16 protein-coding genes and 1 pseudogene are annotated in these 16,904 nt (G+C 53.6%); 5 read left to right on the top strand and 12 right to left on the bottom strand.

The features are described 5' to 3' along the window. Positions 1 to 26 precede the first annotated feature (26 nt). Complete coding sequence (locus tag H0247_RS04190) at positions 27 to 797, top strand: DeoR/GlpR family DNA-binding transcription regulator (RefSeq protein WP_180741369.1); 771 nt, start codon at positions 27 to 29, stop codon at positions 795 to 797. Positions 798 to 922: 125 nt separating this feature from the next. Further along, a complete protein-coding gene (locus H0247_RS04195; protein ID WP_180741370.1) occupies positions 923 to 1,609 on the top strand; it encodes a glutathione S-transferase family protein in 687 nt (228 codons plus the stop codon). A gap of 71 nt (positions 1,610 to 1,680) precedes the next feature. Here H0247_RS04195 and pbpG read toward each other — a convergent pair whose 3' ends face one another. From pbpG to dusC, 8 genes are all read right to left on the bottom strand, one after another. Continuing rightward, positions 1,681 to 2,628: a D-alanyl-D-alanine endopeptidase gene (pbpG, locus tag H0247_RS04200; RefSeq protein WP_180741371.1), complete on the bottom strand. Its 948-nt coding sequence runs from the start codon at positions 2,626 to 2,628 to the stop codon at positions 1,681 to 1,683. Positions 2,629 to 2,778: 150 nt separating this feature from the next. Next, positions 2,779 to 3,288, bottom strand: coding sequence for a DUF6622 family protein (locus H0247_RS04205; RefSeq protein ID WP_180741372.1), 510 nt, complete (start codon positions 3,286 to 3,288; stop codon positions 2,779 to 2,781). 36 nt (positions 3,289 to 3,324) lie between these two features. Then, positions 3,325 to 3,681, bottom strand: coding sequence for an FMN-binding protein (locus tag H0247_RS04210; protein WP_180741373.1), 357 nt, complete (start codon positions 3,679 to 3,681; stop codon positions 3,325 to 3,327). A 62-nt stretch (positions 3,682 to 3,743) separates the two neighbouring features. After that, entirely contained in the window at positions 3,744 to 4,286 is a 543-nt protein-coding gene (cyaB, locus tag H0247_RS04215; RefSeq protein WP_180741374.1) for a class IV adenylate cyclase, read from the bottom strand. Positions 4,287 to 4,686: 400 nt separating this feature from the next. Continuing rightward, positions 4,687 to 5,235, bottom strand: a complete 549-nt coding sequence (locus H0247_RS04220; RefSeq protein ID WP_180741375.1) for a hypothetical protein — start codon at positions 5,233 to 5,235, stop codon at positions 4,687 to 4,689. Positions 5,236 to 5,254: 19 nt separating this feature from the next. Next, complete coding sequence (mmuM, locus tag H0247_RS04225) at positions 5,255 to 6,202, bottom strand: homocysteine S-methyltransferase (protein WP_180741376.1); 948 nt, start codon at positions 6,200 to 6,202, stop codon at positions 5,255 to 5,257. Beyond that, positions 6,195 to 7,607, bottom strand: coding sequence for an S-methylmethionine permease (gene mmuP / locus H0247_RS04230; protein ID WP_180741377.1), 1,413 nt, complete (start codon positions 7,605 to 7,607; stop codon positions 6,195 to 6,197). Before mmuP ends, mmuM begins: the two co-directional genes overlap by 8 nt. Before the next feature lie 172 nt (positions 7,608 to 7,779). Next, positions 7,780 to 8,712 (bottom strand): tRNA dihydrouridine(16) synthase DusC, encoded by a 933-nt coding sequence (gene dusC / locus H0247_RS04235; protein ID WP_180741378.1) that lies wholly within the window; start codon positions 8,710 to 8,712, stop codon positions 7,780 to 7,782. A 232-nt stretch (positions 8,713 to 8,944) separates the two neighbouring features. On the opposite strand from dusC, the pseudogene H0247_RS04240 reads away from it, so the two are divergent. Beyond that, positions 8,945 to 9,342: pseudogene (locus H0247_RS04240) on the top strand (epoxyqueuosine reductase QueH). Between the two features lie 46 nt (positions 9,343 to 9,388). On the opposite strand, the gene H0247_RS04245 reads toward H0247_RS04240, so the two are convergent. Continuing rightward, positions 9,389 to 10,984, bottom strand: coding sequence for an ABC transporter substrate-binding protein (locus H0247_RS04245; RefSeq protein ID WP_180741379.1), 1,596 nt, complete (start codon positions 10,982 to 10,984; stop codon positions 9,389 to 9,391). A gap of 167 nt (positions 10,985 to 11,151) precedes the next feature. Between H0247_RS04245 and pepT the strand changes: the two genes are divergently transcribed. Beyond that, on the top strand, positions 11,152 to 12,381 hold the full coding sequence (pepT, locus tag H0247_RS04250; protein ID WP_180741380.1) for a peptidase T: 1,230 nt from the start codon (positions 11,152 to 11,154) through the stop codon (positions 12,379 to 12,381). Positions 12,382 to 12,423: 42 nt separating this feature from the next. On the opposite strand, the gene H0247_RS04255 is transcribed toward pepT, so the two are convergent. Beyond that, positions 12,424 to 13,296 (bottom strand): helix-turn-helix domain-containing protein, encoded by an 873-nt coding sequence (locus H0247_RS04255; RefSeq protein WP_180741381.1) that lies wholly within the window; start codon positions 13,294 to 13,296, stop codon positions 12,424 to 12,426. Positions 13,297 to 13,411: 115 nt separating this feature from the next. Between H0247_RS04255 and H0247_RS04260 the strand changes: the two genes are divergently transcribed. Further along, positions 13,412 to 14,311 carry a DMT family transporter gene (locus H0247_RS04260; protein ID WP_180741382.1) on the top strand — a complete coding sequence of 300 codons (900 nt, stop codon included), beginning with the start codon at positions 13,412 to 13,414 and terminating at the stop codon, positions 14,309 to 14,311. Between the two features lie 38 nt (positions 14,312 to 14,349). On the opposite strand, the gene rhlE is transcribed toward H0247_RS04260, so the two are convergent. Then, positions 14,350 to 15,783 carry an ATP-dependent RNA helicase RhlE gene (gene rhlE, locus H0247_RS04265; RefSeq protein WP_180741383.1) on the bottom strand — a complete coding sequence of 478 codons (1,434 nt, stop codon included), beginning with the start codon at positions 15,781 to 15,783 and terminating at the stop codon, positions 14,350 to 14,352. Between the two features lie 273 nt (positions 15,784 to 16,056). After that, positions 16,057 to 16,899, bottom strand: coding sequence for an ABC transporter ATP-binding protein (locus tag H0247_RS04270; RefSeq protein ID WP_180741384.1), 843 nt, complete (start codon positions 16,897 to 16,899; stop codon positions 16,057 to 16,059). Positions 16,900 to 16,904 lie beyond the last annotated feature (5 nt).

The following is a 16,904-nucleotide window of genomic DNA, read 5'->3' on the forward strand; positions in this document are numbered from 1 at the left end:
GTCAGAACCTCAAAAAATGGAAAGCTATGTTAGAAGAAACGCGGTTACATCGCATACAGGCGCTGCTCTCGACATTAAACCAGGTGAGCACCGAGAAAATCATTCAACATCTTGGTGTGTCACGCGAAACCGTACGACGCGATATCGTGAAGCTGGAAGCCGCAGGCGCGTTGCGCCGCGTTCACGGTGGGATTGTGGCAACAACACAAGAACCGGAACTGCCGCTGTCCGTTCGTAATACCGTGCGCGAAAAAGAAAAGCAGGCCATTGCCCGCGCGGCCGTACAGCAGTTAAAAGCCGGACAAACCCTGTTTATCGACGCGGGCAGCACGACGTCGCTGTTAGCCGATGAGTTGCTCTCCATGCCGGGAATGACGGTTATTACCAATAGCCTGACCGTGGCACAAAAACTCACCGCGACGGAATCCGTTGCGCATCATAGCGTGATATTACTCGGTGGCTACATGGGCGCCTCGGCACAGGCAACCAGCGGTGACATCACCATCAATGAACTACAACGCTATCGCGCCGATGTCGCCCTGCTCTCACCAGTAGGAGTCGCTGTCGCTTCCGGCGCCAGCAGTTTTGCTCACCATGAGGCGGCGATTGCCAGAGCCATGGTGCAGCATGCACGCACACGAATGATCCTCGCGGATCATAGCAAGATTGGCACCACCAGCCGCGTGGTCTATGCCACCTTGCCGGAAATCGATATGATCGTGACCGATGCCACCAGTGCGGACAACCCCGAACTGGCATTACTACAGCTGCATTGCCAACAGGTGATCATCGCTTGACTCTACACGATGATGTTTAGCCTCGTAGCACGCTCACACACATCTGGCCGGCAGAAACGTGGAGGATGATTTCGCGCGCCTTTCGTGCTAATGCTAAGGCTTCGTCAACACAAGGAGCATCAGACATGTATCAGTTGTATATCGCCAATAAAAACTATTCGTCTTGGTCACTGCGTCCGTGGGTGCTATTGAAAACACTGTCGATTCCTTTCGAAGAGAAACTGGTTGTTTTTTCACCTGGCATGGCACAGCCGGCGTTTAAGGCCTTTTCACCGACGGCAAAAGTCCCCTGCCTGATCGACGGCGATATCACCGTCTGGGATTCATTGGCGATTACCGAATACCTGGCTGAGAAACATCCCAACGTCTGGCCTGCTGAGGCCAAAACCCGCGCCTGGGCACGCTGTGCCGCGGCCGAAATGCATTCTGGTTTTACCGCCCTGCGCAATACCTGTTCCATGAGCTGCGGCGTGCGCGTCAAAATGAACGACATCTCTCCCGCCCTCAGCAACGACATTAACCGCATCTGTGAACTCTGGCAGGAAGGGCTAACGCGCTTTGGTGGGCCGTTTCTGGCAGGAAAACAGTTTTCGGCAGTAGACGCCTTCTTTGCGCCCGTTGTTTTCCGCATCAAAACCTATCAGCTTCCTGTATCGCCGGAAGCGACGGCCTATTGCGACCATCTGTTGGCGCAGCCTGCTATGCAGCGCTGGCTGGAAGAGGCGTTAGCGGAAACCTGGCGTGAAGATGAACATGACGAAGAAGTGAGAAAAGCGGGAGAAGTGATAGAAGATCGGCGCGCTCGTGCTTAGCGCTGTCGCAATCGGTGGCCCGTTCGGCCACCGTTAATCAACTATTCTAAAGCATCAGAAAGAAGGAACCGTTATTCGGTTTCGATACTCGCCATGCTCTGCGGTTGGCGAGAAGCCAGCGATTTCTGTTTCTTGTAGCTCAACGCGGCAGCAGGCACCTCGCTGACCTTACCGGTTTCCATCCACTTACGCAGACGGTTAGCATCGGCAAAGTGCGTGTATTTACCGAATGCGTCCAGCACCACCAGCGCCACAGGCCGCTGATTAATGATCGTCCTCATCACCAGACAGTGTCCCGCCTGATTCGTGAAGCCCGTTTTGGTCAGTTGGATGCTCCAGTCCGCTTTATAGACCAGATGATTCGTGTTTCTGAACGGCAGGCTATACGTCGGGTTAGAGAACGTCGCCGTTTTCTCCTGCGTGGTGCTCAGTTGGCTCAGCAGTGGATATTGCTTGCTGGCAATCAGGAGTTTAGTGAGATCGCGGGCGGTCGAGACGTTATTGATGGACAGCCCGGTTGGCTCAACATAGCGCGTGTGGGTCATGCCTAGCGCACGAGCTTTGGCATTCATCGCGCGGATAAACGCCTGATAACCGCCCGGATAGTGGTGCGCCAGACTCGCTGCCGCTCGGTTTTCTGAGGACATCAGCGCCAGTAGCAGCATGTCATGGCGGCTGATCTGACTATTCAGACGAACACGCGAGTATACCCCTTTCATTTCCTTCGTCTGGCTGATATCCACAGAGATGATTTCATCCAGCGGCTGATTGGCATCCAGCACGACCAGCGCCGTCATCAATTTGGTCACCGAAGCAATCGGCACTACCACATCTGGGTTACTGGAATACAGAATGTGGTTATCACGCAAATCCACCACCATGGCACTACCGGAAGCAATTTCCTGATGCGCCGTGCCGGCGGAGTACGTCGGCGCTTTCGCCACAGCCTGAGGCAACATCACAGCATGGGTTGACAGCAGCAACAGGCCACAAAGAGAAAGCTTAAAATTTTTAGTCATTCTTCAATAACTTAAACAGTATTCTGTTAAATGAAAGGGATAGGCATCGGCATTATAATTTACCGCCCTTCCCCACGCACTCATGCAGCAGAAAAAGCTTTGTGACAAATTTTGACAAACGGTTTTGTCAACCCACTGTTTTTTATCGCATTATGTCAGAGACGGTTTTATTTTGCGCATCTGGTTGAGCAAACACAGGCTGACGCCGCTAAATATTCCCGCGGAAATCCCACTTGCCGCGCCGGACAACAGACAGAATGCGGGGTCATGCGCCAACGCGGGAAACCGAGCCAGTTGGACGGAAAAATAGAAACGAGAACAAAATGTCAGCAGCATCAAGCCCAGCGGCCACCATGATCCCGTGCGCTGAAAAACGCGTGATTCCGGCCGATAAACGCCTGACGTTTTCCCCCACGTCCACCCGATGCCCAGCCCAACGCTCAACGTCAGCAGAAATCCCCCTGCCGCCGCAAGCGGGATCAGCAGCGTATGAAAAATCGCGCTAACGCCCCACACCATGAAAACGATTGGCACAACCAGCATCCGTGCCAGCGATTGTCGCCTCGGCTGGCTGGCTTTTATTCCGGCATAAATCAGGTAACCCAAAACCATCCACACCCAGTAAGGCGTGTGACGCAGAATAATCAGCAGGTCTTCCACGGCAGTAGATTCCTTCCTCAACGGTGACAGTGACGATTACGGCGTGACTTTTGCCTGTTCCAGCGCCTGTTTCACCGCATTAATCACTCCCTGACTCGATAACGTTGCCCCTGTTACCGCATCCACCTTGTTAATATCCTGCTTCTCAATGAGCTCCGGCACGATTTGATCCGTCGCGCTCAGCATCATCGCTTCGGTATCGCCGTGCTTCAACACTTCAGCATTAGCGATCTTTCCGTCTTTAATGCTGACCGTAACCTCAACGTCTGCCGCCTTACCTTGCGCTTTTCCGATATAGCTGCCATCTTTATATTGCGCCACATCGCTGCCATGAACGGACAGAGAAAACACCATCACTAACGTGGCCAACGCCGCCGAAATAGATTTTTTCATCATTTCCCCATGTGTAAATCAGACACTAAAAAAACAACAACTCAATAACCATAAAATAACAGTTACTTAAAACCTAATAATTGATAATAGGATTTCGTTTCAATATTATCCAATGACAATTGAAGTCGTATCGCACACTCTATACACCTATCCCTGAGTGCTTTCAACTGTGTTTCATCATCGGTCATTACCGATATTTCTACGAAATAACCCAAGGTCTCAATATAATCGAGCGTAATATGGAAGGCGTCTAAAAAGTAGATGCTGCGGATTTTATGAATTTCAAAAAGGGGCTGATACCCTAACGTCTGTAGCATGCTGTGGGTTTTTTCAAAATCTTCGACATTAACCGCTTCGCAGCGATCGATGCCCGGCCCTTTCACGATCCAGAGCTTAATTCCCGATGGCTCCATGCGGCGCACCCACATTTTGATATTTTGTTGCTGTAGATGCCTTCCTACATCATCGTAATAAACGTCGTGTTCTTTATTTTCAAAGACGAAAGCCTCTGGGTGAAGGCTAAAAAGCGTATTCCTGAAAACGGCTATATCGTCGATACGAAATTTAAATTCAACTTCATATTTCCCTGTGAAATGTTCAACCATGTTCATTCCCCTCACTGGACTCCCTGAAATAACATTGACTCCCCGCCACATTGAACAGCGCTTTATTACGCTGTTGTACGAAAATTCAAGATAATAATGATTCAGTCATCCGCAAAATAGATCATACAGGTAACATAATGGCCCAGTGGCCGTCCTCTTATCCTCCTTGATTCACGCCTTACGTCCTGTCACAGGCCGTCACCGCGATAGCAATGCCGACCTTAATAATAAAACCGCATTCTTGCCTTACAACGTCAGATATCCTGAGAGCAATGTCCTGTCAGAGCATGCCCATTGACGAATATATTCGGATATTTCCCAACAAAAAAAGGCGGTCAGAGCCCTTACTGAACGCTGACCGCCGTTAATAGTAGCTGAGAAGGCAAAAACCGCTAGTTCTTCACGCAACAACCGCAGGTAATAGCAAAATCAGTGCAGAATCGAAGCCATGATGATGCATAAACTCACGCAAAATCAGTAACCGGGCGGAGAAAGCGTTTTCAAGCGGAATGCCCTCCCAGGCAGCCGGACTCCCCAGCATGACACGTTCCAGACGTTTAAATGTCCGCTCCATATCATCCTGCAGCAAGCGCCAGCCAGCGTCCTCTTTTTCTGCTCCCGAGATCTGAGCGATAGTCACCAAGGCGGGATCAAAAGCAAACAGAACGGAACCCGCAGGGATGTCGTGGCGAATCCGCGTCACTTCATCCTCTACCGCCATGATTGCCAGCTCCATTTCGTCTGGCGTTGGGGGAAGATGCCTGAAAAACGTCGCCGCCGTTTTATCAAAACCGATGGTCAGTTGCAGAGTTACCGATGGGTGCGATGCCGTCCCGCAGACAACCGTCGTCTGCTGTTCGCCAATGCACAGCACCGTTACCGACGCATCGGGCGCGACGCACTGTCTGGCAAGCGAGTACACCTGTTGCAGATTCACCTCATTTTCCATCACGGCATCCCTCTATTATTTAGTGCTGTCCCTCATGCTGGCAGCAACGTGCAATACCGGCAATATCAGCAGGCGTGGTGCGGCAGCAGCCGCCAATCAGACGCGCCCCTGCCGCTTGCCACTCGGGCAGATACGCCGTCAGCGAGCAGGCTGCATCGTGAGCACTGCTCCACGTTTTCGTTACTGCATCATATTGCTCGCCGGAATTGGGATAAACCACCAACGGCAAATCCGTCAGTGAAGACAGATGCGTCAACGCGGGCGTCACGTTTTCCAGCGCAATGCAGTTGATCCCCACGGCAACCACCTGCGAACAGGCATTAACCCGCGCCAGCACCGTACGCAATGGGGTGCCGTCGCTGAGGTGCTCGCTGTCGCGCAGCGTGAAGGAGAACCAGGCCTGCGCCTGAGGGAACTCCGCCAGTAACGTAATCAGCGCCTCGATTTCCGCAAAGGACGGCATCGTCTCACAGGCCAGAAGATCGGCACCTGCCTCGTGCAACGCCGCTATACGCGGCCGATGAAACGCCATCATCTCGACCTGCGGCAGTTGGTAATCACCGCGATACTCCGAACCATCCGCCAGATAGGCACCGTAAGGCCCCACAGATCCCGCCACCAGCAGCGTTCCAGCCTGCGGATTATCACGACGGTAATCATCCCGCGCCTGCGCCGCCAACTGTACGCTCTTAGCAATCAGCGCCAACGACGCCGCTTCACTATAGCCACGCGCTGCAAACCCTTGCGGCGTCGCTTGATAGCTAGCCGTAATCGCGCACTGCGCCCCTGCCTTGAAATAGTCGAGATGAACCTGATAAATCAGTGCAGGGTTTTCAACCAGCACTTTCGCCGACCACAGTGGATCCGTTAAATCACAGCCGCGCGCTTCCAGTTCGGTCGCTAGCGCGCCATCCAACACAATTGTGGGTGCCGTCGCCAGCAGTTCGGTAACCGTATTTTTACGCAATGTCTTCCACTCCTGTTAATCCACGCTTCTTCATTGACTGCGTGAAATAATAAGCACCGTAGCACAGCGCGACAAACGGAATTCCACACCACAGCGCAATTCGCTGGCTGGGATCAAATGCCAGCCCGACGCAGGCCAGTAAGCACAATATAAAACCAAGAATCGACGTGATGGGGAACCAGGGCGCGCGATATTGCAGGTCGGACAACGGTTTTCCCGTACGGATATGGTGACGGCGGAACATATAGTGCGAGGCGCAGATGCTCAGCCACACCGCCACCACGGCAAAGCCGGAAATCGCAGACAGCGCCACGTAAACGGTATCCGGTGCGACCACGCTGGAAAACAGCGCCAGCAGCCCGCCCAACATACTGACGGAAATGGCAAAGAGCGGAATGCCGCGGCGCGTCAGACGAGAAAAACGGCGCGGCAGCGTGCCTTCATTGGACAGTGACCACAGCATACGCCCCGAGGCATACAGACCTGAGTTAGCGGCGGACAGGATCGCCGTCAAAATCACGAAATTAAAAATATCGGCGGCGTAAGGAATACCAATCTTTTCAAACACCAGCACAAACGGGCTTTTCGCAATACCGGCCTCTTCCATCGGAATTATCGCCGCCAGCACCAGCACCGTACCCAGAAAGAAGATCACCAGTCGCGCAACGGTCGTACGAATCGCCATCGGCACCACTTTCTGTGGATTCTCGGTTTCCCCTGCCGCGATGCCGATCAGCTCCGTACCGGAGAAAGCGAAGTTAACCGCCACCATCGTCATCAGAATCGGCAGGCCGCCGTGTGGGAACCAGCCAGACGCGGTAATATTCTGGAAAAACGGCGCGGGTGAACCGTCCTGCATCGGAATAAAGCCAAACATCGCACCAGCACCGAGCACGATAAAAGCGAGAATCGTGACAACTTTAACGATCGAAAACCAAAATTCCCCTTCAGCAAAGAAGCGGGACGACACGATATTCAGCAGGTAGATCAGCACACAAAACAGCAGACACCAGGTCCAAACTGGCACCTGCGGGAACCAATACTGCATGCAAAAACCCGCAGCAGTCAGGCTGGAACCCAGCGCGACCGTCCACGTCAGCCAATACAGCCACGCCACGGTATAGCCGGTTGCTGGGCTGAGATAGCGGGACGCATAGACATGAAACGCCCCGGTTTCCGGCATCGCAACGGACAGCTCCCCCAAACTCAGCATCACCAGATACACCACCAGCGCACCGATCAGATACGCCAAGAGCGTTCCGGCGGCACCCGTGGTGGAAATAATGTAGCCCGTATTAAAAAACAGGCCGGTACCGATGACGCCGCCGAGCGAAAGCATCACCAAGTGGCGAGCTTTCATGGTGCGCTTAAACTGCCCTTCCGAGCCTGATGCGTGTTGTTCCATGATGACCTTTCGTTATAGACGTCTAAACTTCCAGATAGATAGCCTGTTATACCGTCAACCGATTCGTAAAGTAAAGTGCAGGCCGGAGGGCGTGGGGTGGAGTGCGTTAAATTTGAGCAGCGTACTGAAAACACAGGGAGCGGGAAACCAGACATGGGGAAACGGTGAGCGTCTACGGCTCACCAATCACACGTGCGATGTCTGCCGATGTTTTCAACGTACGGATCTCGCTGAATAACTCGGCGGCGTCGTCGTACTCTTTACGCAAATAACCGAGCCACTGTTTGATGCGTGCAACGTGATACATTCCCGTGTCGCCCTGTTTTTCCAACTGCACGTATTTTTGTAGCAGCAGCATGACCTCCGGCCACGGCATACGCGGTTCGTTATACTTGATCACGCGGCTCAGGTTCGGCACATTCAGCGCCCCTCGCCCGATCATCACCGCGTCGCAACCCGTTGTCGCCATACAGTCCTGCGCACTCTGCCAGTCCCAGATTTCGCCGTTGGCGATCACCGGAATCCGCAACCGCTGGCGAATTTCCCCTATCGCCTGCCAGTTAATACATTCAGCTTTATAACCGTCTTCTTTCGTGCGGCCATGCACGACCAGCTCGCTCGCGCCTGCCTGCTGCACCGCGTCGGCAATTTCAAACTGGCGAGCGCCGGAATCCCAACCCAACCGTATTTTCACGGTGACCGGCAGATGAGCTGGCACCGCCTCACGCATCGCTTTCGCGCCCTGATAAATCAACTCGGGATCTTTTAACAGCGTCGCCCCGCCACCGCTGCCGTTCACCAGCTTGGACGGGCAACCGCAGTTGAGATCGACGCCATACGAACCTAGATCAACGGCCCGCGCTGCATTTTCCGCCAGCCACTGTGGGTATTGCCCCAGTAGCTGTACGCGCACCAGCGTGCCGGACGGCGTGCGGCTGGCGTGGTGCAATTCAGGGCAAAGGCGATAAAAGGACTTCACCGGCAGACACTGATCCACTACGCGTAAAAATTCGGTGACGCACAGGTCATAATCATTTACTTCAGTCAGCAGTTCTCGCACTAATGAGTCGAGAACCCCTTCCATCGGGGCAAGCAGAACACGCATAACGCTACTCGGTAACCATTTTATCGTTAATCACAGCCATTCATTGCACGGCTAAAAAAGCAGGCAATCTTAGGGGGTATTGTACGAGGAACGCAACGGGAAAGATAAGGCAGGACGGACCATGAGGTTGCCTCTTGTAAACATATCATCAATAATTCGTGACGAACTTGTGCCGAGGCCGTCCTTACGGACCACAGCGAAGTGGCTATTTATTATGTCGAATGTCAAAACTATGCAGAACGTCAAAATCGACGCGCTGCAACGCCCGTGGCTTTCTCTGCCGAATAATGCCGACAAGCTGCTGCTACATTCCTGCTGCGCCCCCTGCTCTGGTGAAGTCATGGAAGCCATCACCGCTTCTGGCATCGACTACACCATTTTCTTTTATAACCCTAACATCCACCCGCAGCGTGAATACCTGATTCGCAAAGAAGAGAATATCCGTTTCGCCGAACAGCATAAGACGGTGGCTCGTCGCGTATGATCGAAATCAGCAAGCGCGAACGTTTCTATCAACAGGAGTATTGCGGCTGTATTTATTCCCTGCGCGATTCCAATAAGCATCGAAAATCACAGGGACGCGATATTATTCGCATCGGTAAGCTGTATTACGGCGACGAAACCGAATAACCGCATCACACCAGAATCCGGCACGCAGTGCCGGACTCTCAGCGTCTTACTTCTTCACATCGACCTGATAGAAAATATGCTTCCCGAATGGATCGATTTCATAGCCGGTCACTTCCTTACGGACTGGCTCAAAGATAGTGGAATGCGCAATCATGACGGCCGGAGCCTGATCGTGCATCATCTGCTGTGCCTGCTTGTACAGGGCAATGCGCTGCTCGTGATTCTGTGAAGCGCGCGCTTCGATAATGATTTTATCAAACGGTGCGTAACACCATTTTGCTGAGTTGGAACCGCCGTTAGCCGCTGTGCAGGTGAAGAGCGGCCCGAAGAAGTTATCAGGATCGCCCGTCGCCGTTGTCCAGCCCATCAACGCCGCCTGATGCTCACCGCCTTTCACCCGCTTCAGGTATTCCCCCCACTCGAAGGTGACAATTTTGGCCTGCACGCCGATTTTCGCCCAGTCGGCCTGAATCATCTCCGACATGCGACGGGCATTCGGGTTATACGGACGCTGCACCGGCATCGCCCACAGTTCAATCGTGGTTCCCTCAGCCAAGCCCGCTTCTTTCAGTAATGCTTTGGCCTTCTCGGGATCGTAGTCATAATCCTTCAGTTCACTATCCGCACTCCAGACGCCCGGCGGCAGCAGGTTTTTCGCCGCCGTTCCGGTTCCCTGAAAAACAGCCTCGATAATCGCTGGCTTGTTAATCGCCATCGTCAATGCCTGCCGCACTTTCACATTATCCGTCGGCGCTTTTTGGGTATTGAACGACAGGAAGCCGGTATTCAATCCCGCTTTCTGCATCAGCACGATATCCTTATTCTCTTTCATGCGCGGAAGATCGGCGGGATTAGGGAACGGCATCACCTGACATTCATTCTTCTCCAGCTTGGCATAACGCACGGAGGCATCCGGCGTTATAGTGAAAATCAACCGATCCAGCTTGGCCTTGCCTTCCCAATAGGCGGGAAATGCCTTAAAGAGAATGCGGGAATCTTTCTGATACTGCGCTAATTCGAAAGGTCCGGTACCAATCGGGTCCATGTCCACGCGTTCCGGCGTGCCAGCTTTCAGCATCGCATCGGCATATTCCGCAGAGAGAATAGAAGCAAAGTACCAAGCTAAGTCAGCCAGAAACGGGGCTTCCGCATGGGAGAGCGTAAAGCGCACCGTATGGTCATCCACCTTCTCGATGTTCTGAATCAACGAGCCAAAGGACAAGCTCTCAAAATTGGCATAAGTGCCTTTCGAGACGTTGTGATAAGGGTGCTGCGGATCTTTTTGCCGCATGAAGGAGAAAATAACGTCGTCGGCAGTAAAATCACGTGAGGGTTTGAAATATTTGTTGCTCTGAAATTTAACGCCTTTACGCAAATGGAAAGTATACACGCGCCCATCGGCGCTGATATCCCAACGCTCTGCCAGACTCGGTATCAGCTCCGTCGACCCCACTTTAAAATCTACCAGACGGTTATAAATCGTTACCGCGCTGGCATCCACGCTGGTACCGGAGGTGTAAAGCTGTGGGTTAAAGTTTTCCGGCGATCCTTCTGAGCAATATACCAGCGTATTCGCCGAGGCCGCTGAGGCGACTGCCAGCGTCAACGCAGCCAATGTGAATCGTACTCCTGCTTTTTTCATCCCAGACCTCGTTTGTTATTTGTATTCCATCGCACGGTTATAAAAGTCATGACAATAAAATGACAAATAAAACCCTCAAATGAAATAATTTCTACGTTAGGATAACGAGCAAGGCTATTACTAAATAAAAGCACTGAATAAAACGTACGGAATAAAAAGGATTCGTTATGACAGACAGTCTGGATCATCAACTCAGCACGCGTTTTTACCGTTACCTCGCCGTCTCCAGCCAAAGCGATGCCAGCTCGACAACGCTGCCCAGCACCCCAGAACAGCATGAGATGGCGAAAGTGCTGGCGGACGAGTTGCGTGCGTTAGGTTTGCAGAATGTCGTGATTGACGAGTACGCCACCGTAACCGCCGTGAAGCCGGGCAACTGTCCGTCCGCACCCCGCATCGGTTTTATTACGCATATCGACACAGTTGACGTCGGCCTGTCGCCGCATATTCACCCGCAGATGCTGCACTTTACCGGTGAAGACCTGTGCCTGAATGCCGAACAGGACATCTGGCTGCGCACGGCAGAACACCCGGAAATTCTGCCGTATATCGGGCAGGACATTATTTTTAGCGACGGAACCAGCGTACTCGGCGCGGATAACAAGGCTGCCGTTACCGTGGTGATGACGCTCATGGAGAACCTGAACGACGCCACACCGCACGGCGATATCGTCGTGGCCTTCGTGCCGGACGAAGAAATCGGGCTACGCGGTGCGAAAGCGCTCGATCTCAAACGCTTCGATGTCGATTTTTCCTACACCATCGACTGCTGCGAACTGGGTGAAGTAGTGTATGAGAACTTCAATGCGGCCTCGGCGGAAATTCGCTTTACCGGCGTGCCAGCACACCCGATGTCGGCAAAAGGCGTACTGGTCAACCCGCTGCTTATGGCGCATGACTTTATCAGCCTGTTCGATCGCCAGCAGACGCCGGAGCACACGGAGGGACGTGAGGGCTATGTCTGGTTTAACGATCTGACGGCGAATGCCAATGAAGCGAAACTTAAAGCCTCTATCCGCGATTTCGATTTAGCCACGTTTGAACAGCGGAAACAGCAGATCGCCACGATCGCTGAGAAGATTGCCGCGCAGTACCCGACGGGCAGCGTGACCTATACCCTCACCGATATCTACAGCAATATCAGCAACGCCATCACCGACGATCGCCGCGCGATCGATCTGCTGTTTGCCGCACTAGATACACTGGGCATTGAACCCAAAGTGACGCCGATGCGCGGGGGCACGGACGGCGCGGCGCTGTCCGCCAAAGGATTGCTGACGCCAAACTTCTTCACCGGCGCGCACAATTTCCACTCGCGCTTTGAATTTTTACCCATTCCGTCGTTTGTGAAGTCGTATGAAGTGGCACTGAATTTATGCCTGCTGGCGGCGAAATAATCGCGTCCAGAAAAGAGAAAGGCGGACATCCGTCCGCCCCACCTACTTCTGCGCCGACCGCAGCGCCGACGGCGTCAGGCCATATTCCTTTTTGAATTGATGACTGAGGTGGCTGGCAGAGCTGAACCCGCAGGCCAGCGCGATATCCGTGATCGGCTGCGTACCCTGTCGCACGAGCACTTCAGCGCGGGCCAGCCGCTGTTTCAGGACATACTGATGCGGCGCTATTCCCACACTCTGGCGAAACATGCGCGCAAAGTGAAACTCGCTAAGCCCCGCTTCCGCCGCCAGCATCTGTAGCGTCAGAGGCTGATCGAGATGTGCATCAATCTGCATTTTGCTGCGCCGCAATACCGCTGGCGCCAGCCCGCCGCGCACCGTTGGCAGCTCCCATTGCAATTGGGTGTAACTACGCAGCACCTGAATCATCAACAGCGTCGCCGCGCTGCCAAGAACAAGCTGATTCGCCGGGTCATCCCAGCGGTTATTCAGTAGAAACTGTCGATACAGCGAGGTAATCTGTGGATCACTGCCAAATATTCGCTCTTCGGTACAGATCGATGCTGGGCTGCGATCCCAGGTTTGCTCCGCCAATGCTCGCAGATGCGTATCGTCAAAATACAGGTGAACAAAACTGAGGTCGCCACGGATATCCCAGGTCGAGGCGCTCTGTTTCGGCATCAGACAGAAACGATCCGGCCCGCCACCGTTATGCCAGCCATCTGCCGTTTTATGGTAGCTCTCATAACCATCAGCGATATAAAGGCTAAGTGTATGGTGTTCGGTGTTTTCCATCGTGACACGGTCATAGCGATTAAACCAGGAGGCCAGCCGCACACCGGACGTCAGCTCAACCGTATCACGTAGCTCGGTTTTATGATGCAACATAGTATCGAACGCTTTATAACGATGCATTGCTGCCTCCATTTCTCACTTAACCGCAAGATTTTGCTATTCACCGCAAGATGCTGAAAGCTCACGGCAATCATACGCGCCATACTGCCGACATAAACTCATGCGGAGTCATTTAATGAATAGCTTACTCTACTTTTCTGTCGTTCTTATCTGGGGCACAACCTGGATCGCCATCAGCCTGCAACAGGGTGACGTCGCCGCCGAAGTGTCCGTCTTTTGGCGCTTTTTACTGGCATCGGCCATCTTACTGACTTTTCTGGCACTGACACGACGCCTGAGAGCGCTCCCCCTACGCACTCACCTACTGTGTATGGTACAAGGGCTGTGCGTATTCGGCGTTAACTTTCTCTGCTTTTACCACGCTATCGCCTGGATTTCGAGCGGCTTAGAATCGATTATTTTCTCGATGGCGGTGCTGTTTAACGCCTTTAACAGTCGGCTTTTCTTCAAACAACCGCTGACGCGCAACGTGGCCATCGCCACACCACTCGGGCTTATCGGCATCGTCGCACTGTTCTGGCACGATCTGACGCAACTCGACGCACAACCTTATCTGCTGTGGGGTGTGGGATTGAGCATCCTGGGCACCTACTGCTTCTCGCTGGGCAATATGATTAGCGCTCAGCACCAGCGACAGGGTCGAGACGTACTGACCACCAACGGTTGGGGCATGGGATATGGGGCACTATGGATGGGGTTATTCAGTCTGATTCAGGGATATCACTTCACACCAGAGTACAGTACCGACTATCTGGGGTCACTGCTCTATCTGGCGATCTTTGGGTCGGTGATCGGCTTCGGTGCCTACTTCAGCCTGATCGGCCGCATCGGTGCCAGTCAGGCGGCGTACACCACGCTGCTCTTTCCGCTGGTGGCGCTGTCTATTTCAACGTTATTTGAAGATTATCAGTGGCGACCCAACGCGTTTATCGGCTTACTGCTGATTCTGGCAGGCAACGCGGTAATGTTCTACCGCCCACGTCGTCCGGTCGCACTGCCGGCCACGGCAAAATAACGCGATAAAAAAGGGAGCCGTCTGGCTCCCTATCGTTTTTACTTGTCCGCTGGCTTACTGCGGTTTTGCGGACGTGGCGCGCGGCGTTGGCCTTCGCCATTACCCTTACCGCTATTGCCTTTATTCCCACCCCACGGGCTATCGCTATTACCGCCCGCTTTACGCGGCTGGCGATTGCCATCGGCTGGACGGCGTTCACTCTGACCTTGACTACGCTCAGACTGCCCACGCGGCGCACCAGACTGCGCACGAGGCGACCCGTTACGTGCCCCACCGCCGCCACGGTTTCCCTGGCGGCCATTCACAATCGGCTCGGCCTTGATAGACGGATCCGGCTCGTAGCCTTCGATAGCGATACGTGGAATCTCACGCTTCAACAGACGCTCAATGTCACGCAGCAGTTTGTGCTCATCCACACAGACTAGCGACAGCGCTTCACCCGTTGCTTCCGCACGACCGGTACGGCCAATACGGTGAACATAGTCTTCCGGCACGTTTGGCAGCTCATAGTTCACCACGTGCGGCAGTTGGTCGATATCCAGACCACGCGCGGCGATATCCGTTGCAACTAGCACGCGAATGCTGCCGTCTTTGAAATTCGCCAGTGCACGCGTACGCGCCCCCTGACTTTTATTACCGTGGATAGCCGCAGCGGTAATACCGTCTTTTTCCAGCAACTCAGCGAGGTGGTTAGCGCCGTGTTTAGTCCGGGTAAAGACCAATACCTGCTGCCAGTTATTTTCGCCAATCAGCTGTGATAGCAGTTCACGTTTGCGGCGCTTATCGACAAAATGGACGTGCTGCGTAACCAGTTCAGACGGCGTATTGCGACGCACAACTTCAACCGAAGCCGGATTGGTCAGCAGCTTGTTCGCCAGCGCTTTGATCTCATCAGAGAAGGTCGCGGAGAACAGCAGATTTTGCCGTTTAGCAGGTAGCTTCGCCAGTACGCGACGAATATCGTGAATGAAACCCATGTCCAGCATGCGGTCCGCTTCATCCAGCACCAAAATTTCAATCTGTGACAGGTCAACGGCGTTCTGGTGTTCCAGATCGAGCAAACGCCCCGGGGTCGCCACCAGAATATCCACACCGCCGCGCAGTTTCATCATCTGCGGGTTAATACTCACACCACCAAATACGACGAGTGAACGCAGGCGCAGATACTTGCTATACGCCTTCACATTCTCATCAATCTGCGCGGCCAGCTCACGGGTTGGCGTCAGAATCAATGCCCGAACCGGACGGCGGCCTTTCCCTTTATTCTGCGCTTCACGGCTGGTCAGCAGTTGCAATAACGGCAGCGTAAAGCCCGCCGTTTTACCCGTACCCGTTTGGGCACTGGCCATCAAATCGCGCCCTTCCAGCACGACAGGGATAGCCTGACGCTGAACAGGGGTAGGATCGCGATAACCCTGCTCGTCAATCGCGCGCAGAATATCGGCACTCAGGCCGAGAGAATCAAATGACATAAAAAGAACAACTCCAGATCCGCTCTGACCGGACAGCAGCCGGTGTAGTTTTCAGAGGGTCAGTAAGACGGGTTTGCTGGGCCACTATTTACGTAACAACTCACGTAACACTTCACGTAACAACGACATACGCAACAACCACGGTGAACGAGCACAACTACGGTGCATGACTGCCGAGGATTGTAGCAGAGATTCTGAGCACTAAGGGATTTTTATCTACGATGGTGCATTTTTTCGCTATCGGCAGTCCAAATCAGGGGCTCAGTGAGACGATTAGCTGACATCCGCTACCGTTTCACGGCCAAACGGAATACACAGCGGCGTACCGAAGAACGGATCGTCAATGATGCGGCAGTTCAGGTTAAACACCGTTTTTACCGTGGCTTCCGTGAGAATGTCGCGCGGGTTGCCCTGCGCAAATACCGTTCGATTATGGACGGCCACCATGTGATGAGCATAGCGACACGCCAGATTCAAATCATGCAACACCATGACGATGGTTTTCTGCTGCTGAAGGTTCAACTCCCGCAACAAATCCAGCACCTCCATCTGATGCGCCAGATCGAGATAGGTCGTCGGTTCATCAAGCAGGACGATGTCGGTATCCTGCGCCAGCGTCATCGCAATCCAGACGCGCTGGCGCTGCCCGCCGGACAGCGAATCCACCGCGCGATCCTTTAACGCCAGCACACCGGTGCTGCGCAACGCCTGCAGCACTTTTTCTTCATCCGTGGCCGACCACTGTTTCAACCATGACTGATGCGGGTAGCGCCCCATCTTCACCAATTGATAGACCGTCAGGCCTTCCGGCGCGGTCGGCGTTTGCGGAAGAATCGCCAGTGACTTCGCCACCTCAACGGTGGATTGCCGATGAATATCCGCCCCGTTAACAATAATCGTCCCGCTCGTGGGCTTCAGCAGGCGGGCAAACGACTTCAGTAACGTGCTTTTGCCGCAGCCGTTACTGCCCACCAGCACCGAGATTTTCCCGGCTGGCAGCGTAATATCCAGCGCATCAATCACGACCTGTTTTTCGTAACTCAGCGTCAGCGACTGGCTGGCAATCGCCTCGCGGTCAGTTGGAGGGATGCGTGTTGGCTGCACATTCTCTGGCATAATCT

The organism is Pectobacterium sp. CFBP8739, assembly GCF_013449375.1.
GTDB lineage: Bacteria > Pseudomonadota > Gammaproteobacteria > Enterobacterales > Enterobacteriaceae > Pectobacterium.